Here is a 21,704-nt window from a genome sequence, read left to right as displayed (position 1 = left end):
AGATGTCCTGCCGGAGGTGTCGCGTCGAGCTTCGTTCAGACCCGCGGTTGGGCACGTACACGCTCTATCTTCTGTACACACAGGTCGTCATCCTGGTGGCGGCATTGCCGCTGATCGGGGCCAGTGTCGCGGGTGAATGGGTACGGCTGGGAACGATCTGTCTGGTAGTGCTGGTGCTGTGCTGGTTCCCGGGCGTGATCAGGCACGCACGAAGTCCGATCGTGCGCGCCTGCCGGGATGCCGATTACAATGCGCGCAGGCCAGGTGCTTCGACTGCGCACGCTGCCGCAAATCCGGAGCAGCGTAGCGACACGCCAAGTGCCAGCCCATGATAGGGAAGTCAAGAAATGACATACCATCTTGGGCGCGAGGTGCAGTCCCTGAATCGTTTTGCAGAACGGGTTGCAGATGGTAACTAACATTTGGCCGGCCCTTTCTGGGGCTCTCATGTCCATGCCGAAGGCTGGCATCTTGCGTGCAGCGGTGCTGCTCTTGCCAATGCTAGGGGGCTGCAGCATTCACCAGTTTCAACATACGGAATGGAAGTCGGACTGGGTAGATGTTTCGTCCGGTGCAATTTTCCCTGGCAATTCAACGACTCTGCCGCTTGACCGCGTTTCCATACTTGATCCTGATAGTGAAGCAGCCATTGCGAAGTGGATGTTGGAGCATTCGCTGGTCGTGGTATCGGCATCAGAGGTTGAAGGGAAGATCGGTCCAATGCCGTTGAGTGACCTGAAGCCAGCGCCCGGGGAGAGCGTCTATCTCGTCAGGGCCGCTTCGGATGAAGGTAGGGGCAAGTTCATCGGCTACGTCAACGACTAGGGACTTCTCATCATGTACGGGGTGATGGGGGGCTGCGGTGAGCAGAAGCAACGGGTGGCTGCCGTGAGTCTTCGGGAGAAGCCCGCCAACGTATTCGGCCGATGCTCGGCGGCGCTATAGTGCGCTGAAGCGCCGAGCTCCGCCTACTGCCTGGCGGATGACGCCAGTGTGCGACCAATGGCGCGCTCGGCAACCGCAAGGGAGATCGGTGCAGCGCGACCAATGCGTTCGAGCAGATTGTTCTGGGGAGCTAATGGAAAGCAGTCAAATGAAATCGGGGTTGCTCAGGAGTTCTCTCGATGCCAAAGGCTTCTTCCTACGCGCTTTGTCTTTCGCGTCCGTCTGCGTGCTCGCCCTGAGCGGATGCGAGAATGACCGGTTAGGGGAGCTGCAGCTGAAACCCATCTACGCTGAGCTGAGTAGTGCGTACTACGGTGGGATGTGCGAGGGTGCAGCCGGTCCAGATGCCAGTATCGAGAAGGTTCGTGCGGTGCGCATTGGAACAATCGCTGGTGACTGCGCAGTGCTCTATTTGGATGGAGTAGATAGGAACGGTGAGCCCGTGATCTATGGAGTGAAAACCGGGGATCGGCCTGAATGTGCTGGATTGATACGGAAGCTCGAAGTCGGACGGGCAAGTGCGGCCGTTCTCGGCAGGGCGCGGGAAATATGCAGGTGGTGATTCCCATATCTTCTCCGTATCCTTCTAGCGTGGGGGCGCAGATACCCGCTTTGGGCCGGCAGTCGCAATCTTCTTTTCAGTGCCACCCTGGCCTTATGAAATTCGAATTTGGCGTCTAGTATGAAGATGAATTTGCACACCTTGGAAAAGGTCTCATCAATATTGTTCGACGCGCTGCGCTCCAGGGGCTTGCAAGAGATTGAAGTGGAGGACGTGTTCTACCGCGTGGTGCCATGGTCGGAACGCCACTCCATGGGCGGTGAGCGGGTGGAGCTTGAAGTTGGAAGTCTTTTCGATGACTACTCTGATATTCAAAGAGTAGCGTCGGGGCAGCAGGAGCCACTGGCCTATCATCTATCTGCGTTGGCCTGCCTCCCTTACGAGATAGGGGGGAGGATGAGTGAAGAAGTGTGATTGCAGATAGGCGTGCACGTGCCGGAGCATCCCATGCGCCGCGTGATCGCTTTGAGCTTGAAGAAGAAGCCCACCCGTGTCTTCGCAGGATGTTCTGCAGCGCGCTGACAGCTCTGTTCGTTGTCGCCGCTCCAGAGTAATCAGCGCAAAGGCTGGAATGGGGCGCGTCATTCAAATGACTTGGTTGAATGGACGGTGATTTACCATGGAGCTTGAAGCGAAAAAGGTAATTTTCTTTTCTCAACAGGATGAACGGTTCTTCTTCGAGTGGATTGGTCGAATCGGCTGCATCGGTAATGTGGTCGGCAGAGGGGATGTCATCTATCTATCCCTGGATCCAGATGCGGTTCTGGAGGAGGACGTCTGGGAACTGGCCGCATTGTTCAGGAGGTATCGGATTCCACTGGCCCAGCTGCGAACGCTGGAGGCAGGCAGGTACTCTCGAGCGCTGCGCGATGCCTTGCGCGAGTAGAGTGCCAAGCGGGAGGCAAGGTGCATGAGCTCCCGCACTCCTCCACAAAAGAACGCGATCGGGCTGCACGCCCTCGGAGAGGTACAAGATGAAAGCCAGGCAGATTCTTCGGTACGGGCTGGCCTACGCGGTGTCGTGTGGAGCACTCTGGCTGTTCCTGCACTTTGTGGGCAGGGCGCTTTACGCCTTCGACTCACATCAGGTTTTCTTCTGGCTGTATGCCGTCAGCCTTTTGTTGCTGGGAATCTGCGCACGGGTTCCCGCCGCGGGCCGCCTTACAATCAGGCGGCTTGCCAAGGGGGCTGGCTTGGGGCTGCTCGCGGGCCTTCTGGCCCAGGTCGTGGTGCTTGTACTGGAAGCCTATAGATTCAGCGGATTAAGCCCATCGCTGCTCTGGCAGGTACCGGTTTCGCTGACGGTGATGAGCGTCGTGCTGCTCACGCCGCTCTGGGGCGCAGTGCTGGTTGCCCTCACTGCCGAACACCGCCGCGACAACCACCCACGTCAGGCCTCGAAGCCATGAAGCACCTGAACGCCTTCTGCCTCGTGGTTGCACTGACATCCTGTGCAGCGCATCCGAACCGCACCACAGAGTGTCAGCCGGCCCAATTCACTTACATCGGCACCGAGAGCGTCGACGGGCTGACCTACGGGCGCTTCCAGGTCACCCACAATGCTGATCAGCCGCTTCAGCTGTGGGTGGATGAGAGACGCAGGTTGAACCCAAGGACCGCTCGCGCAGAGATGAGGCGCACAGGCGAGGATGCCTGGCGGCCTTACAACGTGATCCTTGAGGAAATCACACCGGGAGCGATCGGGCTGTCGATCGGGCAGGATGAACAGCAGACCGTTCTGTTCGATGGTGATGGCCTGTTCCTGCCCGGCGCATCCAGCGCGGGCGCGAATTACTCCATCGTGGTACAGGACGCTGCCGGTTGCGAGCATCGCTCGGCAACGTTCATTCCCTGACCTTTCTGGCGGCGCGCCGGCCAGGCAACGAAGGAAAAATGGCGCGCCCGGAGGGATTCGAACCCCCGACCAATGGCTTCGGAAGCCACTACTCTATCCGGCTGAGCTACGGGCGCGTTGTAGAACCGCCGCGCCGTCGGCCAGTGCCGGGGCGGGCATCGCAGCGCCATGAGGCGGTGCGGGACCGGCATTCTATCCAGTTTCGTCGAACAAATCTCCCCCCACCGGCAAAGCCCTGCCAGAGGGGCAGGAGTATCCTATCGCCATGGCTGATACCCCCCTCACTTCGCCGCAGTCGCCGGCGACGCCGCGTTGGCGGCATTACTGGAGTCTGATGCGCGCTGATCGCCCGATCGGCACGTTGCTGCTGCTGTGGCCCACGTGGTGGGCGTTATGGCTGGCTGCCGGCGGCCTGCCGCCGCTGTGGACGCTGTTCGTGTTCACCGCCGGCGTGTGGCTGACCCGCTCGGCCGGTTGCGTCATCAACGACTACGCTGACCGCTGGCTCGACCCGCATGTGGAGCGCACCAAGGCGCGGCCGCTGGCCACCGGCGCGATCAGCGGTCGCGCCGCGCTGGCGCTGTTCGCCGTACTGATGCTGGTGGCCTTCGGCCTGGTGCTGACCCTGAACGGGCTGACCATCGGCCTGAGCTTCATCGGCGTGTTCCTGGCCGCCAGCTATCCGTACCTGAAGCGCTACACCCATCTGCCGCAGGTCTACCTGGGCATGTCGTTCGGCTGGGGCATCCCGATGGCGTTCGCCGCCGTGCAGGGCGAGGTGCCGATGCTGGGCTGGCTGCTGTATGCCGGCAACATCCTGTGGTCGACCGCCTACGACACCTGGTATGCCATGGTCGACCGCGAGGACGACCTGAAGATGGGCTCGCACTCCACCGCGATCCTGTTCGGTGATCTCGATCTGGTCATCCAGGGCGTGCTGTACGCGCTGTTCCTGGCCACCATGGCGCTGGTTGGCGTGCGCGGCGGGCTGGGTGGCTACTACCTGGCCGGCGTGGCCGTGGCCACCGCGCTGGTGGTGTACGAATTCTGGATCTGCCGCAACCGCGAGCGCGGCCCGTGTTTCAAGGCGTTCCTGCACAACAACTGGGTCGGCGCCGCGCTGTTTGCCGGTATCGCCGTGGACCTGGCGCTGCGCTGACCCCAGGGGTTGGTAGAGCCGGCCGCTGGCCGGCTGCACCCGTGCGCGATCCCGAGTTTGCCGGCCAGCGGCCGGCACTACCGCCACCTACGACCAATAGGTGGCAGACAGCCCACACCCCACCGCCCAGAATCGGTCCATCGAACCTGGGAGGGTAGGCGATGGCCTCGACGGCAGCAGTACAGGACGGCTGGATGGCGCGCGCAGCGCTGCGCTCGGCCGCCTGGGCGGAAAAGTGGTTCCCCGATGCGTATGTGTTCGCGGTGCTGGGCGTGGTCATTGTCGCGCTGGCCGCGATGGGCTTCGGTTCGACCCCTCCGGCCACCGCCAGCGCCTTTGGTGACGGCTTCTGGAGCCTGATCCCCTTCACCATGCAGATGGCCTTTGTGGTCATCGGCGGCTACGCCGTGGCGACCGCGCCGGTGGTCGCACGCTTCATCGACTTCCTGGCCCGGGTGCCGCGCACCGGTCGCGGTGCGGTGGTGTACGTGGGCCTGGTCAGCATGCTCGCCTCGCTGCTCAGCTGGGGCTTCTCGCTGGTGTTCGGTGGCCTGCTGGTCCGCGCGCTGGCCCGTCGCACCGAACTGCGCATGGACTACCGCGCCGCCGGTGCGTCGGCCTATCTCGGCCTGGGCGCAGTGTGGGCGATGGGGCTGAGCTCGTCGGCCGCACAGTTGCAGGCCAACCCGGCCAGCATGCCGCCGGGGCTGGTGGAGATCACCGGCGTATTGCCGTTCACCGAAACCATCTTTCTGTGGCAGTCGATCGCCCTGACCGCAGTGCTGATCCTTGTCTCGCTGCTGATCGCCTGGCTGACCGCGCCTGCGGCCGGCAGTGCGCGTACCGCCGAGGAATTTCCCGGCGCTGCGCAGGCCGAGCCGGAACCGCTGCAGCGACGCACGCGCCCGGGCGAATGGCTGGAATACAGCCCGCTGCTGACCGTGCTGCTCTCGCTGCTGGCGTTCGGCTGGCTGTTCAACGAGTTCGCCAACAAGCCGGTGGTGACTGCCATCGCCAACCTCAACACCTACAACTTCCTTTTCATTTCGCTGGGCCTGCTGCTGCACTGGCGCCCGCGCAGCTTCCTCAACGCTGTGGCCAAGGCGGTGCCGAGCACCACCGGCGTGCTGATCCAGTTTCCGCTGTACGGCGGTATCGCGATGATCCTCACCCACGCCGCCGGTGGTGACGGGCAGACCCTGGCGCACCGGCTGTCGAGCCTGTTCGTGCACGTGGCCAGCACCGATAGCTTCGCGCTGGTGATGGGCATCTACTCGGCGGTGCTGGGCTTCTTCGTGCCGTCCGGTGGCGGCAAGTGGATCATCGAGGCGCCGTACGTGATGCAGGCCGCCAACGAGCTGAAGGCGCACCTGGGCTGGGCAGTGCAGGTCTACAACGCGGCCGAAGCGCTGCCGAACCTGATCAACCCGTTCTGGATGCTGCCATTGCTGGGCGTGCTGGGGCTGAAGGCACGCGACATCGTGGGCTTCACCTTCATCCAGTTGCTGGTGCACATCCCGCTGGTGCTGGGCCTGTTGTGGCTGCTGGGCATGACCCTGGCGTATGTGCCGCCGGTGATGCCGTGAGTGCAGGGCTGGCGTCCGTGCGCGAGCAGGACGCCAGCTCCGTTCAGCGCGTGTTTCCAGCAGAGCACGCCATGAATGCGCGCAGTCGCGCTGACGGCATGAGCACATGCCGAACCCATATGAATCCTTCATCGGCTTGTGCCGCAAGGGGCTTTGCCCGTTCATTCACGCGCGTACACACCAATGTAGCCGCCCACCAACGCGCGATTAACTCTTCGCTGCAGACGATGGGCCCGTCCACCGCATTCCGCGTGTGGCTTTGGAGATCGGACATGGCACAGCAGAACCAGAACCCGAACCAGAAGCAGCAGGGCCAGCAGAACCAGCAGGATCAGCAGCAGGGGCGTGGCCGCGACCAGCAGCAGCAACAGCAGCAGGAACAGCAGCAGCGCAACCAGCGCAACCAGCAACAGGGTGGGCAGGACGAGGAGGAGTGACTTCGGTAACCACTTCCTGTGATGCGCGATGCCCCGCCCCGTGCGGGGCTTCGCTTATTCCAGCACGCCAATGCGTTGCAGCACCGGCGCTGCTGACATGTCGTTCGGGTTGGTGCCTGGCTGATCCTGCGGCACCTCCATGCCCATGGCGCGGTAGAGATCGACCCAGTGCTGTGCGATCTGCCCGGTCTTCGGGTTGCGGAAGTTCATCGGCTGCAGTGCGAACACATGGTGCGCACGGAACGCACGTTCGATGAAATCCGAACAGTAGTAGCTGTCCTCATTCAACACATACGACGTGTTGTAGGGCTTGCCCAGCATCATGCGTGCGGTCGCGATCGCATCCTTGATGGCAGCCTGCTGCGATGCGCGCAGCCGATAGACCACGACCTGCCGCTGCTTGCCTCGGGCGTCCTCGCGGAACTGATCCAGCGTCTGCCGGCGCGAGCCTTTCTCATCCGCATGCAGTACCTCCCAGCCGTCTGGCGCCGCAGCGACCAGGGCCACGTGATCGAAGCTGGGTGCGCCCTGCTTGCCGGTGGCATCGTCGATGGCCGCGCTCAGGCCGGCATGGCCGGCGGTGACGAACAGCAGATCGCCTTCCCGGACCTCCAGCGCGGCCGCACCACCAGGCCACAGCGTTGGCAGCAGCAGGGAGAGGGCAAGCAGGAATGCGCGCATGGGGCCAGGGTCGAAGCGTGTGCGGCGTAGTCTAACGGCTGCTGCGATGACGTTGATTTCAGAATTAGTGTGATATTAGTCACAATTCGGCATGTCGGGATATTCCTGACAGCGGATGTTGAAACTGAATTGACCGAGGCATGGCTATCCTTGCCTCCCTACCGCGCCGGAACCGCGCGCGACCGCCCGGAATCAGGAGGATCCCGTGAACCAGCTCCGCCCCGTTGCCCTGCTTGCGCTTGCCCTGGGGCTTGCGCTGTCCGGCTGCAAGCCTGCGCCCCAGGCAGCCCCCGCTGACGCCGCCGCACCGGCTCCGACCAGCACGGCCACTGCCACGACGCCGGCCACGCCGGTTGCCGCGGCCCCGGCAGAGGCTTCTGCCAGCTGCCCCCATCCGGTCTTCGACGACTTCCTCAAGCATTTCGGCAACGAGATCGCGCTGCAGGAAACGTCCACTGCCGATCCGCTGCTGGACAGCCACATCGACAGCGAAGCCGAGCCGGAGCCACGCAAGGTGGAGGAGAAGGTGCCGCTTGCCAAGGTCGAATGGCCGGTGATGCCGGACCCGGCCACGCTGCAGCGCCAGGGCCGCGAGATGCAGGTCACCCGCCTGCCCGATGGCCAGGTACAGGTGCAGATGCGCACTCCCGATACCAGTGACCAGCAGATCTACACCTTTGCCCAGAAGCCGTGCTGGCAACTGGTCAAGCGTGAGGACGAATCGATCTGACCCCTGAGCGACCGCCTGCGAGCGGTCGTGTGATTCACCCAAGGAGCCCCGCATGCGTCTGTCTCCCGTTGCCCCCGTACTGGCCCTGATGCTTGCTGCCTGCAGCGGCCCTGAGGCGGCTGCACCGGCGGCCCCTGCTTCCACTGACCCGGCAGCGACGCCGGCCGCACCTGCGGCTGCCGTTGCGGACCATTCCACCTCTCTTACGCGCGACGAGACCGGCATGCATATCGATTGCCAAGGCACCCGCCTGCACCTGGCGGCCCAGCCCACCCAAGACACGGACGCTTCCCGGCTGACCACGCTGGAAATTGAAAAGGACGGCGCACGCCAGGCCATTGCTGCGCCCAAGGAGATGGACGGCTATACCGCCGTTGGCCTGGCCTGCGTGCAGGACCGCAGCGGTACGCCGTACTTCGTCGTGCAGTACGGTGAACTGCCGTTCGGCTGCAGCTTCTGCGAGTGGTACTACCTGTACGACGCCAGTGGCCGCCAGTTGACCCACAGCACACCGCCGCTGCGCGGCGCGGAAGGCGAGGAGCAGGAGCCCAACAACGACGAGTACGAGAAGTTGATCGACTCGCTCGGCATCAAGCACCCGGAGGTGAACTACATCGAAGACTGAGCGCAGCGGCAGGACGTCGCACGCGCGCTGTGAACGCAGCACTGCAGTACCGCAGTACCAGAGGTACCAGGAGCAGTACCCCTTAAGGAAATCCCCCTTTTCATAGAATGGATAGCACACACATGGCAGACATCTACCAGGACATGGTCCAGCCCCGCGGGGCGGCCTACAGCAGTGACCGCATCAAACCGTGGAGCCACTACCGCGAGCCGATCGACCAGAGCGACGGCCGCCTGCATGGCAACTCCCGCCGGTGGGGCGATGCGACCCCGGAAGTACAGTCACGGGTGATCGACACGATCATCGAGTCGGCGCGCGAGAAGGGCCTGACCCCGCGCGAAACGGCGCACGTACTGGCCATCGCCCGCGTTGAATCGGGCTTCAACCCCGATGCCGCCGCTGGCACCACCTCGGCCTCGGGCCTGGGCCAGTTCATCGACAAGACCGGCAACCACTACCACCTCAACAACCGCAACCGCTTCGACGTCGGCGCACAGTCCGATGCACTGGTTGACCATTACATCGATAACCGCACGCTGGCGCACAAGCGCGGCCAGGGTGAGGAGTACATCTACAAATACCATCACGACGGCCCGACCCGCGATTACGGCGGCCTCACCCTGTCTGAAAAGAAGGTGATGCCGTACGTGGACAAGTACGAGCGGTTCGTGGAGGAGCGCCTGGGACTGACCCACGGCCAGTCCCAGGGCAGCCACGCGGCCCCCGCCGTAGCTGCGGCCACGCACGCGCAGGCCAAGCCGGCAGCGGCGCATGCCGAAGGCCAGACCCGCAACTTCGAGCAGACGATGCAGGTGATGCTGCCCCCGCAGAACGGGGTCAAGCCGCACATTACCGGTGAGTTCGGCGAACACCGCGCGCACAAGCCGCACGGTGGCACCGACTTCAACTATGTCGGCGGCCAGCACGGCCGTAATCTGCAGCACCCGACCGTCAACGCGCCGATCTCCGGAACGGTGACGTTCGTCGGTGGCGACTACGGTACGGTGAAGATCAGGGATGCACAGGGCAACTCGCACGAGATCCTGCACCTGCAGTCGACCCAGGTGAAGGAAGGCCAGCCGATCAAGGCGGGTGAGCCGATCGGTACCATGGGCGGGCGTGGCCCGGGCGGTGCGGGTCAGTATGCCCAGCACGTGCATTACCAGTTGAAGGATCCGCACGGCAAGCTGATCAGCCCGCAGGACTTCTGGGACCACGGCAAGCTGAAGGAAACCGGCAAGGGTGGCCATTCGCATGACGCCGACCACAACGGTGTGCTGCGCCAGGGGGCCAAGGGCGAGGAAGTGACTGCGCTGCAGAAGGAACTCAACCGCCTGGGCGTGCGCGACGGCCAAGGCAATCCGCTGAGCGAGGACGGCAAGTTCGGTGCCAATACCAGGGACGCACTGATCGCCTACCAGAAGCAGCACGGGCTCTCCGCCGACGGCGTGGCGGGTCCGGCGACGCTGGGCAAGCTGGCCGAAGGCCGCAGCCATGCCGAGGCGGCGCCGAAGGGGCCGCAGCTGGGCGACAAGGCGCATCCGGATACGCCGCTGCACAATGCGATCCGTGGCCACATGCCGGGCATGATCTCCAACGAGATGAGCGCGCATGTGACCGCCCAGGCCAAGGCCGCCGGCATCGATTCGCCGGAAAAGCTGCAGGGCGTCACCGTGCAGGATGGCAAGGCCTTCGTCGTGGGCACCGTTCCCGGCTTCCGTACTGCGGTGGACATGACCCAGGCGGCACCGAGCCTGCAGGAGACCAGCGCTGCAATGCTGGCCAAGCATGAGCCTTCGCAGCAACACGTGCAGGACGAGCAGCAGCGGGTGGCCATGGGCCGTTGACCGCTGCGTGTGAAGAAGTGTGTGGTATAGGAGGCCGGCCGGGGTAATCCGGCCGGCTTTTCCGTTCATGGGGCAAGGACATACACGGATGCCGTTTCGCATGATGCACAGCACCGCCATTGCAAGGCACGGCGTCCACATGAGCCGGGTGCTGCCGTGGCGCAACGCATGGCAGTGGGTAGGGCTGGCACTGCTGCTCTGCCTGCTGCCGCTGCCAGTGCTGGCGGCGGCCCCGATTCCGGCACTGGACGACCCGGTGGTGGACACCGCCAACGCACTGTCCGCCAGCACCCGCGCCACGCTGCGCGAGCAGGCATTGCAGCTGCAGGCACGCAAAGGCGCGCAACTGCAGGTGCTGGTGGTGCCCAGTGTTGGCGATGACGGCATCGAAGCCTATGCACAGCGTGTCTTCGACCAGTGGCAGCTGGGCCGCGCCGGTGTCGATGACGGGGTGTTGCTGCTGGTGGCGGTGCAGGACAGGCGCGTACGCATCCAGACCGGCTATGGCCTGGAAGGCACCATTCCCGATGCCTATGCCGCGCGCATCATCGACAAAGCGATCGTGCCGCGCCTGCGCGAAGGAGACCTGGACCGGGGCATGCTGGACGGCAGCAAGGTGCTGGTGGCGCTGATCGATGGCGAGCCGCTGCCGCCCGAGCAGGATTCATCCGCACGCAACCTGTTGCCAGCGGATTGGCGTACAGGGGATTCGGTCGTTGCCCTGACGTTGCTGGTGGGGTTCCTGGCCGGTCTGTGGCGATCACCGCCGCGCCTGCTGGCCATCAGGACCGAGGCCGAGTCCAGCGGTAAACGCCGTGAGCGGCGGCGCAAGGCACTGGCAGCCAATGCGGCAGTGCCCAGGCCGAATTGGCCGACCTTGCCTGCCTGGGGCAGGCCGTTGCTGGTAACGGCGGTGATGGCCGCTGGGTTGGTTTCGGCGACGCTGCTGCTGCCGCGGCATGTGCTGCCTGCGCTGTTCTTCGTGCTGTTACCGGCCGTACCGGTGGCGGCGCTGCTGGGGTGGTGCTGGCGTCGCAGCCGTGGTGTGCGCATCGTGCTGTCCGGCATGTTGGCCGTCAGTATCGGTTTCTTCATGGTGATGCTGGTCCGTGGTCAGTTGCCGCCCAGCCTTGCCCTGCACACGTTGCTGAACCTGGCGGTCGCCATTGCCGCCATGCTGGTGTTCTTCCTGGTGCAGGCCGGCCGCGCGCGCTGGCGGAAGAACCGCAACAGCTTCGCCGTGCGCCTGGTGGTGCTGGTGCTGTTGACCGGCGGCTATGCGCTGGGCGCGCTGCTGGCCATCGACCGGGCCGGCGACGAGAACGCACGCGTTTTGGCGACGATCGTGTCCTGCGCAAGCACGCTGTTCCTGTACTTCATCTGGGTGTTCACCCTGCTGCCCGGCGAAAAAGCACGCAGCGGACAAAGGTCGTCCCAAGGCTACCGTTCCTCGTCCAGCACCTCGTCGTCGAGTTCGTCCTCGAGCAGTTCCGGCGGCTGGTCCGGTGGCGGTGGTCGCAGCGGCGGTGGCGGCGCTTCGGGCAGCTGGTAGCTCAGGCCGCCCACACCCGCCAGCCCAGCGTCGCATCGCGCAGCTCGCCGCTGCCGCTCACATCACCCATCTGCAGCTGCACGCCCTGCGCATTGGGCAGGTCTTTCTGCTCGGGGAACCAACGACGGTCGGCGGCGACGATGATCAGCAGGCCCTCGTCGTCGCCCACCGGTGCGAACTGCGGCGAAGGCGGGCTGATCGGCTGCAGGCCGAAGCGCTGGCTGGACTGTTCGCGCACCGCATCGACATCGTGGCTGGGCAGGCCAACCTCGCTCAGGCAGGTCAGCTCGCTGCCATGGAAAGCGCCTGCGCGCGTGCTGACTGGCAGACGGCGCCGGCCGATCAACTCGAGGATCAGGCCGTCGGGACCGGTGAAGTACACCGACTGCGACTGCCAGCTGCTCTCCAGCGCAAAGTAATCCAGGCCCTCAGGATTACGTTGCAGCGGGGTACGTTCGCGCAACCAGGCCATCGCCTCGCTGAAGCGGTTGTCCGGTACGTTGAAGGCCAGGTGCACGCCACCGATGGGGTGATCACCCGCCGCCTGCAGTTCGATCGTGCTCCAGCCGATGTGCACATGGTTGCCGACCACGCGCTGCTGCAGCACATCGTGGAAATACGCGGCGACGGTGGCGACGTCGGACACCGGCAGGGTGAGGTGAAGCAGGCGCATGACCGATTCTCCATGGACGCGCTCACTGTAGCGCTGGGGACTGCCCGGCGGCCACTAGCGCAGTGACTGGTTGAAGAATCGTATTGCGGCGTCCACTGCCTGCGCGTGGGTCTGCGCCTTCGGCACCGACGTCCTGCACAGGTCCTGCAGCCGCCGCTGTCCGGTCGGGGTGCATGCGGCGAGGAAATCGTAATGGCCGACGCCGGGCAGTACCTGCAGTGCAGCGCCCGCAATCACCGCACGCGCAGCTTCGCCATTGCTCTGCGGTGGCGCAACCGTGTCAGCCTCGCCCAGCACGATCGCCACCGGCTGTTTCAGCGAGGAGAGCTGCTCGGGCGCAAAGGCCTGCACGATTGCCGGTGCCAGCAGGAACACCGCGCGCACGCCGGGAATGGCGCGCGCGTCGTTGGCGTGGGACATCCACGGCGACAGCTCGGGCGACGCCGCAGCGGCAACACGCGCCTCCATCGTGTGCGTGGCCGCTTCCTGCTGGGGCCGGCAGACGCCGTCATCCGGATGCGCCGTGCAGAAGGCCAGCAGTCGCTGCAGGTCCGGTCGCGCACCGGCCGCCACCAGTGCGGTGTAGCCGCCGGCCGAGAATCCGGCGACCCCCAGGCGCTCAGGATCGACATGCGGGCCCAGCACCGGATCGGCCTGCACAGCCGCCAGTGCGGCACGCAGGTCATCGGCGCGCAGCCAGGTCAGTACGCTGCCGGGCAGGGTCATGCTGTCAACGCCGTTGTTGCCCGGATGATCGACTGCGATCACCAGATAGCCTGCCTGCGCCAACGCGGTGCCCAGCCAGCCCATCATGCGCGCGCTGCCGCCGTTGCCATGGGAGAACAGCAAGGTCGGCAGGCGATCACCGGCGACCGGCGCATCCCTGGACGACCGGCCGACCTCGAACAGCGGCGCGTCGGGTGGACCGATGGTCAGCACGGTCTCCCGGCTGCCTGCAGGTGCCGGATACCAGACCGTGTAGCGCAAGGCGTCGCGGCGCTCTGCGTCGCGCACGGCGGCGCTGGCCAGCGTCGTTGTGCCGTGGCGCTCGCCGGACACCCCGCTTTCGCGAGCGGCGCCGGTGCTTGTGAACGCCATCAGCATCGCTCCCAGCACAGCAGCGGTCATGCGCATCTTCAACTCCTTGTCAGTGGGGACGGTCGTCGACGGGCAGCCAGATTTCCACGCCGCCCTGGCCGGTGTGCTCGTCGAACCGGGCGTCGTACCGCTCCAGATCCGGCGCATCGGCAAGGCTCAGGTTGGAAGCAGGAAGATAATGATCCAGCAACCAGAACCAGGTCGAGCGGATGGCCGAGATGTGCCCGCTGTGCCAGGCCACCAGGTAGCGGCGCGCCGGGATGTCCACGCGTTGCCAGTGCGCAGGCACGCTCGGCACCGTGCTTACCGGCAGTGCCGCGATGTAATCGAAGCCACCCTTGTCATCACTGTTGCAGCACACGCCGAAGCTGATCGGCGCCGGCATCGGCCATTCGCGGTTGAGTTGCGCCCACTGGCCGGGAATCGCGCCGCCACTGTCGCGGGTATGCCGCACGCCGATGCCGGCCACCTGGAACGCGGGCGTCTCGAGCAGGCGGGGGGCTTCAATGCAGGCGGACGGGGCCTCGTCCATGCGGATCGCCTGCACCAGCGCCAGCCCATCGGTGCCCTGTTCGCGTACGCGCTCCGGCGTCTGTCCGAACTGTTCGCTGAAGGCACGCGTGAAGGCGGCATGGGTGGTATAGCCGGCACCCAGCGCCACCTGCAGGATGTCGCCGGCGCCGCTGGCCAACTGCTGCGCGGCAGCGGTCAGGCGGCGCCCGCGCAGGTAGCGCACCACCGAGGTGCCGGTGCGGGCCTGGAACAGGCGCGACAGATGGAATGGCGACAGGCCCGCCGCAGCGGCAATGTCGGCCAGCGCCAGTGGCCGGTCCGCGTGGGTTTCGATGTACCACAATGCCTTGCCTGTCGCGCTCATCCTGCCGTTCCCCGGATCCAATGCCGGCACAGTAGCGGATCGGCAGGCGCGGCGTTTAGCAGTTCTTGCGCCTGTGCGGATTCAAGCTGTCGTACTGACGTCATGCCTCCTTCACACATCGCGCCGAGACTGCGCGCCTTGTCCAGGCCTGTTGTGTGCGCACAGGTGCTGGCCCTGTCGCGTCCTCCCGGAGCCCTGCCGTGCATCGTTCGAAGCTTTCGCGTTCCATCCTCCTTGCCCTTTCCATGGCCAGCGCAGGAGGCGCGATCGCAGCGGAAGCCGATGCGGTCGATGCCGCCGGCGGCAGCCGCGCCGCGCCCACCCAGCTCGACGCGATGCTGGTCACCGGTACCCGCGCGTCCAACCGCACCCAGTTCGAAACGCTGGCGCCGGTGGACGTGTTCAGCAAGGAAGACATCACGTCTGTCGAATCCACCGACCTGAAGGACGTGCTGGCCCAGCTGGTGCCGTCGTTCGTGGTGCAGCGCCTGCCGATGGCGGACGGCCAGGTGTTCGTGCGTCCGGCCACGCTGCGTGGCCTGTCGCCGGACCAGACCCTGGTGCTGGTCAACGGTCGCCGCTTCCATCGCAGCGCGCTGCTCGGCAACCGCGGTGCGCAGGCCGCTGATCTGGCACAGATTCCCACCAGTGCGATCAAGCGCATCGAAGTGCTGCGCGATGGTGCGTCGGCGCAGTACGGCTCGGATGCCATCGCCGGTGTCATCAACATCATCCTCGAGGATGGCCCGGGTAGCGAGATCACCGCCGGCTATTCGCAGTACGCGCAGGGCGACGGTGCCTCGCGCGATTTCAGTGCGCGCACCGGCTGGTCGCTGGGCGACTATGGCAGCCTGGTGCTGTTCGCCGAATCGTCCAACTCCGACGCTACCTCGCGCACGCGCCAGCGCCCGGACGCGATCACCTTCCAGGCTGCACATCCGGAGCTGGACGTGCCCAATCCGGTGCAGCGCTGGGGCCAGCCGGAGCTGGAAAGCCGCCGCGTCGGCTTCAACGTGAAGGCCAATGCCAGCGAGACGCTGGAGTTCTATGCCTTCGGCCTGTACAGCCACAGCGATGGCGTCAGTGATTTCAACTGGCGCAATCCGGACACTACCACCGGTGCGTACCGCACCACCGCCATCTTCCCGGGCTGGAACCTGCGCTCGCTGTATCCGGTCGGCTTCAGCCCGCAGTACGGCAACGTCCAGAACGACCTGCAGCTGGTCGGTGGCCTGCGCGGCGAGATCACGCCCAAGCTGCGCTGGGATGTCAGCGCCTCGTATGGCCGCAACGCCATCGACTACAGCTTGAAGAACTCGATCAATGCCTCGCTCGGCCCGGCCAGCCCGACCGCGTTCGATCTTGGCCGCCTGACCCAGACCGAGAAGAACGCCAACGCAGACTTCAACTACGAGTGGGACGTGGCCGCGCTGTCCCAGCCGGTCAACGTCGCCTTCGGTGGCGAGTTCCGCCAGGAGACCTATCAGGTGCGTGCCGGTGACCCCGCCTCGTACGCCGTGGGTCCTGGCGCGGCTGCAGGCCTGGAGGCAAATTCCAATGGCGCGCCCGGCTTCTCGGCCAGCCAGGCCGGGCAGTGGAGCCAGCGCAGCAGGGCCGCCTACGTGGACATGGAAGTGCCGCTGGGCGAGCGCTGGAGCATCGGTGCGGCCAGCCGCTACGAGGACTTCTCCAGCTTCGGCAGCACGCTGGACGGCAAGCTCTCGGCGCGCTTCGCGATCACCCCGGACGTGGCCCTGCGCGGCACCGTGTCCAGCGGCTTCCGTGCACCGACGCCGGCGCAGCTCAACACCACCAGCACCACCCAGGGGTTGGATACGCGCACGCTGCAGATCTTCACCAGTGGCCGCCTGTCGCCGAACGATCCGCTGGCGCAGCTGCTCGGCGCCAGGCCGCTGAAGCCGGAAGAATCGCGGACCGCGTCGCTGGGCCTGACCTGGCGCACCGACCTGGGCCTGTCCGGCTCGGTGGATGTCTACCAGATCAAGCTCAGCGACCGCTTCAGCCAGTCGGCCAGTTTCGCCATTCCGGCCGGTACGCCCAATCCGCTGGGCTATACCTCGGTGAACTATTTCACCAACGACTTCGATACCACCACCACCGGGGTGGACGTGGTCGGCAACTACCTGCGCGACCTCGGCGCCGGCCGCATGACGCTGACCCTGGCCTACAACTACAACCGCACCCGCGTGGACAATGGCAGCACCTCGGTGGCCACCAACGAGACCCAGCGCGTGCTGTTCGAGGATCGCCTGCCCGAGCACAAGGGCAGCCTGACCGGAAGCTGGGACATCGGCGCCTGGTCGCTGATGGCACGCATGCGCTACTACGGCGCCTGGACCGATTCCAGCGGCAATGCAGTGGGCGATATCTACCAGCGCTTCGGCGCGATGAGCTTCCTCGACCTGGCCGTCGGCTATCGCATCAACGAACATCACAGCCTGCGTGTGGGGGCCGACAACGTATTCGACCGCTATCCGGACGAAGCCACCTTCCAGGCCAGCCGCGGCCTGGTCTACTCGCGCAACGCGCCCTATGACACCGACGGTGCCAATCTGTACGCGCAGTACCGGCTGAGCTTCTGATGGACCCGGCCCGCCGTTCCCTGTTGCGTGCCGGCACCTTGCTGCCGGCCGCAGCCGCACTTTCTTCACTGCCGGCCATGGCTGCCACGCGTTACGCTGCGTCCATGCAGATTCCCGCAACGACCGTGGCGCCGGACGTGCTGGCCCGCGATGAAAACTACTGGGCCGCCGTGGCCAGCCACTTCGATGTCACCGACGAAGTGAACCATCTGGAGAACGGCTACTGGGGCGCGATGGGCCGCCAGACGCTGGCCAGCTACCAGCGCCACACCGCGGAAGTGAACCGAGGCAATGCCTGGTATGGCCGCCGTGAGTTCCCGGCGCAGTACATGGCGGTGCAGCGGCAGGTGGCCGAACTGCTGGGCGTGGGCGCCGACGAGATCGCACTCACCCGCGGTGCCACCGAGGCGATGCTGGCGCTGATCGGCGGCTACAACCGCCTGCAGCCTGGCGACCAGGTGCTGTACGCCGACATCGACTACGACAGCATGATCGGCGCGATGCGCTGGCTGCAGCAGCGCCGCGGCGTGCAGGTCGAGCGCATCGCGCTGCCGGCCGTGCCCGACCATGCGCAGATCCTGCAGGCCTACGAGGCCGCGTTCGCGCGGCTGCCACGCCTGAAACTGGTGCTGCTGACCCAGGTCAGCCATCGCCATGGGCTGGTGCTGCCGGTGGCCGAAATCGCTGAACGTGCGCGCGCACGCGGCATCGACGTGATCGTTGATGCAGCACACGGGTTTGGCCAGATCGACTACGCGGTGCCGCAGCTGAAGTCTGATTTCGTCGGCATCAACCTGCATAAGTGGATCGGTGCGCCGGTCGGCGTCGGCGCGATGTATGTGCGCAAGGGCCGCGTTGCGGACCTGGACCCGTACATGGGCGAGACCGACGATGGCCGCGTGGGCAGCCGTGTGCACACCGGTACGGTCAACTTCGCCGCTTACCTGGCGCTGCCGGAAGCGATCGCGCTGCACCAGCGCATCGGCGCAGCCAACAAGCAGGCGCGCCTGCGCTACCTGCGCGAGCGCTGGACCGTGCCTGCGCGGCAGATGGCGCATATCGAAGTGCTGTCGTCGCCTGATCCGGCGTTGGCCAGCGCATTGGCCAGCTTCCGTCTACGCGGGCGCACCAGCGTGGCTGACAACATCGCGCTGCAGAAGCGCCTGCTGGATGAGTATCGCGTGTTCACCACGCATCGCGACGGGTTGGACTCCGGCGCCTGCGTGCGGGTGACGCCGTCGGTGTTCACCCGGCCGCAGCAGATGGATGCGCTGGTGCAGGCGCTGGCGGCGTTGGCCTGACCTCTGTCGATCTGGTACGGGCCGACCTCGGTCGACACGCGATAGACACCAATTCCCCGGCCGGCCAGGAGAGCCAGCCGGCCGGGGGCACCACTCAACGCCTTACTTGGTTTCTTCCCACTGCACCACATCCGGCTCGGCCGCCCGGATCCCGGCGGTCGACAGCAGTCGGGTGGTCGCATCCAGGGCCGCGTTCACCGAGGGGTACTCGACAATCGCACGGCCCGAAGCCCTGGATACCTTCACCACGGTGCCACCGGTGGCGGTGGCCGCGCGCTGGGCCGAGGCCGCGTCGGTGAAGAACACCTTGACCCGCGAGGTCGCCACCACCGGTGCACCGTCGTTGGATACGGCGGCGGCGAACTTGCTGGCGCCGGCGTCCAGGCGCGCCGCGGTGCCGGTGCTGCTGGCATCGGTGGAGCGCTTGCTGCGGGTGCCGGTGGCGTCGGTGCTCTGGGTGATCCGGAACCGGCCGCCCTTGACCTGCTGCACGGTGGCCGTCGGGGCCAGCTGGAAGCGCGTGCCGCCTACATCGAACGCGCGGCCAGTGGCGGCGGCTTTCAGTTCCTGTGCGTCCACGGTCGACAAGGTCCTGGCCGCGGGGGCCGGGCCAGAACTCTGTGCCCAGGCGGGGAATGTCATCGCCGCGAAGGCGAGGGTGCTCAACAGAATGGTCGTCTTCATCATCAGTGCCCCAGAACGCGGATCTTGAAGAATTCGAGGTTGCCACGCGATGCAGCGTTCGCGGCCTGCCCCATGTCGGTCACTTCCAGTGTCCATGTGCCATTGCCGGTTTCATCCAGGAAGGCATTGCTGGACAGCAGGTCCCAGTTGGTGAAGTTGCGCTGGATCGCCACCGTGCCCTGCAGGCCCGAGCCGATCGAGGTGAACGCTGGCTGCACCACGCTGCGGGTGCCACTGGGCGACACCAGCACGAACTGCAGCTGGCGGGTATTGGTGTGGCTGACGCGGAAGCCGAGCTGTACCGACTCGACATTGCGCGCACCGTTGGCCACCTGCACGGTCAGGCGTGCAGCGGCGGCCGAGGTATTGCCGATGGCTACGCGGCGCGTGGTGTTGCGCCAGCCGGTATCCACCAGCGCACCCAGCGGCTGGAAGGTCTCGGCCACCTGCACTGCGCGTGCAGCGTTGACCACGCCGAAGCCGTACCAGTTGCTGAAAGCACGGTTGGCGGCGTTGACGGTCCAGCCCGGCACCAGGGTGCGGCCATCAGGCAGCGTCACCGCCGGCTGGTTCGGGTGGTTGCGCGTGGCGGTAGTGGCCAGGATGTACTTCACATCGCGATAGGACAGGTTCGGATTGGCTTCCAGCACCAGTGCCGCCACGCCGGAAACCATCGGCGCCGAAGCCGACGTTCCGTTCATCTTGGCGGTGTAGTTGCAGGTGCTGTCGATCGTCGACAGGTTGCTGTCCAGGGAGTTCTCGCGGCTGGCATTGGTATTGCTGCCCTGTGCGCAACCGGTCACGTCAGTGGTGACGATCGCCGGATCGTAGGCGCGTGCCACCAGTCCCGGTGCATACTGCGCCTGCAGGCCATACTCGCCGCCAAACGCCGACACCCACAGCGCCGAGCCGGTGGACGAGTACGACGAGCGCACGCCATCGGCACGCACCGCGCCCACCGTGATCACGTTGAACAGGTTGTTGCGCGGGTCGCGGCCGGCCGGCACGCAGCCAGTGCCGCGGTTCTTGGTGTCGGCGGTGCAGACATCCTGGGTGCGGCTGATCGAGGCATTGTTGAAGTTGTTGCCCGCCGACTTCACGTAGATGCCGCCTCGGCCACCACGGGTACCCGACAGCGCCTGTTCGTAGGAGCTGACGTCATTCTGGCTGAAGGCCAGCGGCAGGTTCGGGTTACCCGGGCCTGCGCCCCAGCTGTTGTTGAAGACCTGCACGTCGGCCGACTCGGCACCGTCCCACCAGGCGTATTCGATGTTGGTCAGCTGGCTGCCCTGGGCGTCGGAGGCCAGGACGTTGAAACCTTTCAGCGTTGCCGCCGGAGCCACACCGCGCACACCCAGGTTGTTGGCACCCACTGCACCGGCGATGCCGCCGACCATGGTGCCGTGGTTGTCGGCGTCCGGATTGGAAGGCGTCGGGTTGTTGGAACCATTGGCGAAGTTCTTGCCGGCCACCGCCGCCACGTTGGCCGCCAGGTCTGGATGCGCGATCTGCAGGCCATCATCGACGATGCCGATGGTGACGCCCTGGCCACGGATGCCATTGCGGAACAGGCCGTCTACGTTCAGATCGTTGCCGGCCACCGGCAGCGTGTCAGCCGGGACCGTCTGCCCGGTGTTGAGCAGGTGCCACTGTATTGCCGCCAGTGGATCGGCCTGTTGGGCCTGGGCAGTGACGGCCAGGCTGCCCAGTACCAAGGCAGTGGCGAGGGCCAGGCGCGCGGAGCGCGGTGGCGCGGTGCGTTGCGTGTGTCGCTTCATACACGAATCCTTCTGTTGTGAATCGGCATGGCAGGACGGCGGGGCGGAACTGCCCCATCGCAACGAGCCAAACGCGACACAACGAACAACCCCCTACCTCTTCACACCCGCAATGTGCGAATGTGCCAATTGCGTCACAAACACTTAGTACGTCAAGTTATGACGGGGCACTCGAATGCCTTCACGCCATCATCGCGTGCTTGCTTCGAGGTACGGGGAACGTGGGTAATCGCATGCAGGTGAAGTCACACATGAAGAAGGCACGCCAGCGTGCCCGTGCGCGCGTGGACCAGACCCCGCTCTCGGTTGCCGTCATCCGCAAGGTGGTGCTGTCCGTGCATACGCGCAGCCACGACTATGGCGACGATGCCGATATCAGCGAGTTGCTGCCCGAGCTGGCAGCCTTCGGCATCACCACGGTGAAACCGCTGCGCCTGTTGATGAAGAAGCATCGTCGCGCGCTGCTGCAGGAGGAACGGATCGTCATGCGACGCGCAGAGACGCTGCATCTGCGCACCGAGTGGCGGCCTGGTGGCATAGACGTGCACGCCAACACCAGCCGCTACGCCATCGGCGGCCTGGTCCGCACCAGCATGGAACACGAATTCGGCTTCGAGACGATGCTGCCCTTCCACGAGGTGCGCGAGGACGAATCCACTTAGCGCGGTGCCTGCGCGGAGGGTGTGGCAGCCCCGCCGGGGCATCATCGCG

The 21,704-nt window shown here is 65.5% G+C and carries 21 protein-coding genes and 1 tRNA gene; 15 read left to right on the top strand and 7 right to left on the bottom strand.

Annotated elements, in window-relative coordinates:
• The first annotated feature begins 447 nt into the window (after positions 1-447).
• From ACS0OT_RS18740 to ACS0OT_RS18720, 5 genes are all read left to right on the top strand, one after another.
• Complete coding sequence (locus tag ACS0OT_RS18740) at positions 448-825, top strand: hypothetical protein (protein WP_139727915.1); 378 nt, start codon at positions 448-450, stop codon at positions 823-825.
• Between the two features lie 802 nt (positions 826-1,627).
• Positions 1,628-1,921, top strand: a complete 294-nt coding sequence (locus tag ACS0OT_RS18735; protein WP_262220246.1) for a hypothetical protein — start codon at positions 1,628-1,630, stop codon at positions 1,919-1,921.
• A gap of 205 nt (positions 1,922-2,126) precedes the next feature.
• Entirely contained in the window at positions 2,127-2,393 is a 267-nt protein-coding gene (locus ACS0OT_RS18730; RefSeq protein ID WP_139727913.1) for a hypothetical protein, read from the top strand.
• Between the two features lie 88 nt (positions 2,394-2,481).
• Positions 2,482-2,916 (top strand): hypothetical protein, encoded by a 435-nt coding sequence (locus ACS0OT_RS18725; protein ID WP_139727911.1) that lies wholly within the window; start codon positions 2,482-2,484, stop codon positions 2,914-2,916.
• Positions 2,913-3,362, top strand: coding sequence for an adhesin (locus ACS0OT_RS18720; RefSeq protein ID WP_235649006.1), 450 nt, complete (start codon positions 2,913-2,915; stop codon positions 3,360-3,362). The genes ACS0OT_RS18725 and ACS0OT_RS18720 overlap by 4 nt, the downstream gene beginning before the upstream one ends.
• Positions 3,363-3,401: 39 nt before the next feature.
• Here the strand turns inward: ACS0OT_RS18720 and ACS0OT_RS18715 are convergent.
• Positions 3,402-3,478, bottom strand: a tRNA-Arg gene (locus tag ACS0OT_RS18715).
• Between the two features lie 149 nt (positions 3,479-3,627).
• On the opposite strand from ACS0OT_RS18715, the gene ubiA reads away from it, so the two are divergent.
• From ubiA to ACS0OT_RS18700, 3 genes are all read left to right on the top strand, one after another.
• The gene (ubiA, locus tag ACS0OT_RS18710) at positions 3,628-4,521 is read left to right on the top strand and encodes a 4-hydroxybenzoate octaprenyltransferase (RefSeq protein WP_005411493.1); all 894 of its coding nucleotides are present in this window, start codon (positions 3,628-3,630) and stop codon (positions 4,519-4,521) included.
• Positions 4,522-4,682: 161 nt separating this feature from the next.
• Positions 4,683-6,107, top strand: a complete 1,425-nt coding sequence (locus ACS0OT_RS18705) for a short-chain fatty acid transporter (protein ID WP_442255931.1) — start codon at positions 4,683-4,685, stop codon at positions 6,105-6,107.
• Positions 6,108-6,379: 272 nt separating this feature from the next.
• A complete protein-coding gene (locus ACS0OT_RS18700) occupies positions 6,380-6,544 on the top strand; it encodes a hypothetical protein (protein WP_005414774.1) in 165 nt (54 codons plus the stop codon).
• Between the two features lie 54 nt (positions 6,545-6,598).
• Here the strand turns inward: ACS0OT_RS18700 and ACS0OT_RS18695 are convergent, their stop codons facing one another.
• Positions 6,599-7,225: a YiiX/YebB-like N1pC/P60 family cysteine hydrolase gene (locus tag ACS0OT_RS18695; protein ID WP_053497353.1), complete on the bottom strand. Its 627-nt coding sequence runs from the start codon at positions 7,223-7,225 to the stop codon at positions 6,599-6,601.
• A gap of 205 nt (positions 7,226-7,430) precedes the next feature.
• Between ACS0OT_RS18695 and ACS0OT_RS18690 the strand changes: the two genes are divergently transcribed.
• The 4 genes from ACS0OT_RS18690 to ACS0OT_RS18675 all read left to right on the top strand — a co-directional run bounded on the left by ACS0OT_RS18690 (position 7,431) and on the right by ACS0OT_RS18675 (position 11,979).
• Positions 7,431-7,955, top strand: coding sequence for a hypothetical protein (locus ACS0OT_RS18690; RefSeq protein ID WP_139727904.1), 525 nt, complete (start codon positions 7,431-7,433; stop codon positions 7,953-7,955).
• 52 nt (positions 7,956-8,007) lie between these two features.
• Positions 8,008-8,580: a hypothetical protein gene (locus ACS0OT_RS18685; RefSeq protein ID WP_227836791.1), complete on the top strand. Its 573-nt coding sequence runs from the start codon at positions 8,008-8,010 to the stop codon at positions 8,578-8,580.
• Between the two features lie 122 nt (positions 8,581-8,702).
• Positions 8,703-10,427: a peptidoglycan-binding protein gene (locus ACS0OT_RS18680; protein WP_442255930.1), complete on the top strand. Its 1,725-nt coding sequence runs from the start codon at positions 8,703-8,705 to the stop codon at positions 10,425-10,427.
• Between the two features lie 139 nt (positions 10,428-10,566).
• Entirely contained in the window at positions 10,567-11,979 is a 1,413-nt protein-coding gene (locus ACS0OT_RS18675; RefSeq protein WP_139728167.1) for a TPM domain-containing protein, read from the top strand.
• A 1-nt stretch (position 11,980) separates the two neighbouring features.
• Here the strand turns inward: ACS0OT_RS18675 and ACS0OT_RS18670 are convergent, their stop codons facing one another.
• Genes ACS0OT_RS18670 through ACS0OT_RS18660 form a run of 3 tightly spaced genes read right to left on the bottom strand, consistent with a single transcriptional unit; the run spans position 11,981 to position 14,627 of the window.
• Entirely contained in the window at positions 11,981-12,652 is a 672-nt protein-coding gene (locus ACS0OT_RS18670; RefSeq protein ID WP_139727902.1) for a VOC family protein, read from the bottom strand.
• 54 nt (positions 12,653-12,706) lie between these two features.
• The gene (locus ACS0OT_RS18665; RefSeq protein ID WP_442255929.1) at positions 12,707-13,786 is read right to left on the bottom strand and encodes an alpha/beta hydrolase family protein; all 1,080 of its coding nucleotides are present in this window, start codon (positions 13,784-13,786) and stop codon (positions 12,707-12,709) included.
• 13 nt (positions 13,787-13,799) lie between these two features.
• Positions 13,800-14,627, bottom strand: coding sequence for an AraC family transcriptional regulator (locus tag ACS0OT_RS18660; protein ID WP_262220861.1), 828 nt, complete (start codon positions 14,625-14,627; stop codon positions 13,800-13,802).
• A gap of 200 nt (positions 14,628-14,827) precedes the next feature.
• Between ACS0OT_RS18660 and ACS0OT_RS18655 the strand changes: the two genes are divergently transcribed.
• Positions 14,828-17,230 (top strand): TonB-dependent receptor plug domain-containing protein, encoded by a 2,403-nt coding sequence (locus tag ACS0OT_RS18655; RefSeq protein WP_188248079.1) that lies wholly within the window; start codon positions 14,828-14,830, stop codon positions 17,228-17,230.
• Entirely contained in the window at positions 17,230-18,531 is a 1,302-nt protein-coding gene (locus ACS0OT_RS18650; RefSeq protein ID WP_329953573.1) for an aminotransferase class V-fold PLP-dependent enzyme, read from the top strand. Before ACS0OT_RS18655 ends, ACS0OT_RS18650 begins: the two co-directional genes overlap by 1 nt.
• Before the next feature lie 102 nt (positions 18,532-18,633).
• Here ACS0OT_RS18650 and ACS0OT_RS18645 read toward each other — a convergent pair whose 3' ends face one another.
• A complete protein-coding gene (locus ACS0OT_RS18645; RefSeq protein WP_329953574.1) occupies positions 18,634-19,218 on the bottom strand; it encodes a DNA breaking-rejoining protein in 585 nt (194 codons plus the stop codon).
• Positions 19,218-20,993 carry a S8 family serine peptidase gene (locus ACS0OT_RS18640; protein ID WP_442255928.1) on the bottom strand — a complete coding sequence of 592 codons (1,776 nt, stop codon included), beginning with the start codon at positions 20,991-20,993 and terminating at the stop codon, positions 19,218-19,220. Before ACS0OT_RS18640 ends, ACS0OT_RS18645 begins: the two co-directional genes overlap by 1 nt.
• A gap of 251 nt (positions 20,994-21,244) precedes the next feature.
• On the opposite strand from ACS0OT_RS18640, the gene ACS0OT_RS18635 reads away from it, so the two are divergent.
• Positions 21,245-21,655, top strand: coding sequence for a hypothetical protein (locus tag ACS0OT_RS18635; RefSeq protein ID WP_231112026.1), 411 nt, complete (start codon positions 21,245-21,247; stop codon positions 21,653-21,655).
• The last annotated feature ends 49 nt before the right edge of the window (positions 21,656-21,704 follow it).

This window comes from Stenotrophomonas maltophilia group sp. RY12688 (assembly GCF_052149045.1).
GTDB classification, from domain to species: domain Bacteria; phylum Pseudomonadota; class Gammaproteobacteria; order Xanthomonadales; family Xanthomonadaceae; genus Stenotrophomonas; species Stenotrophomonas sepilia.
The sequence above is the reverse complement of the archived record's forward strand: the minus strand, read 5'-3'. Positions and strand labels throughout refer to the sequence as shown.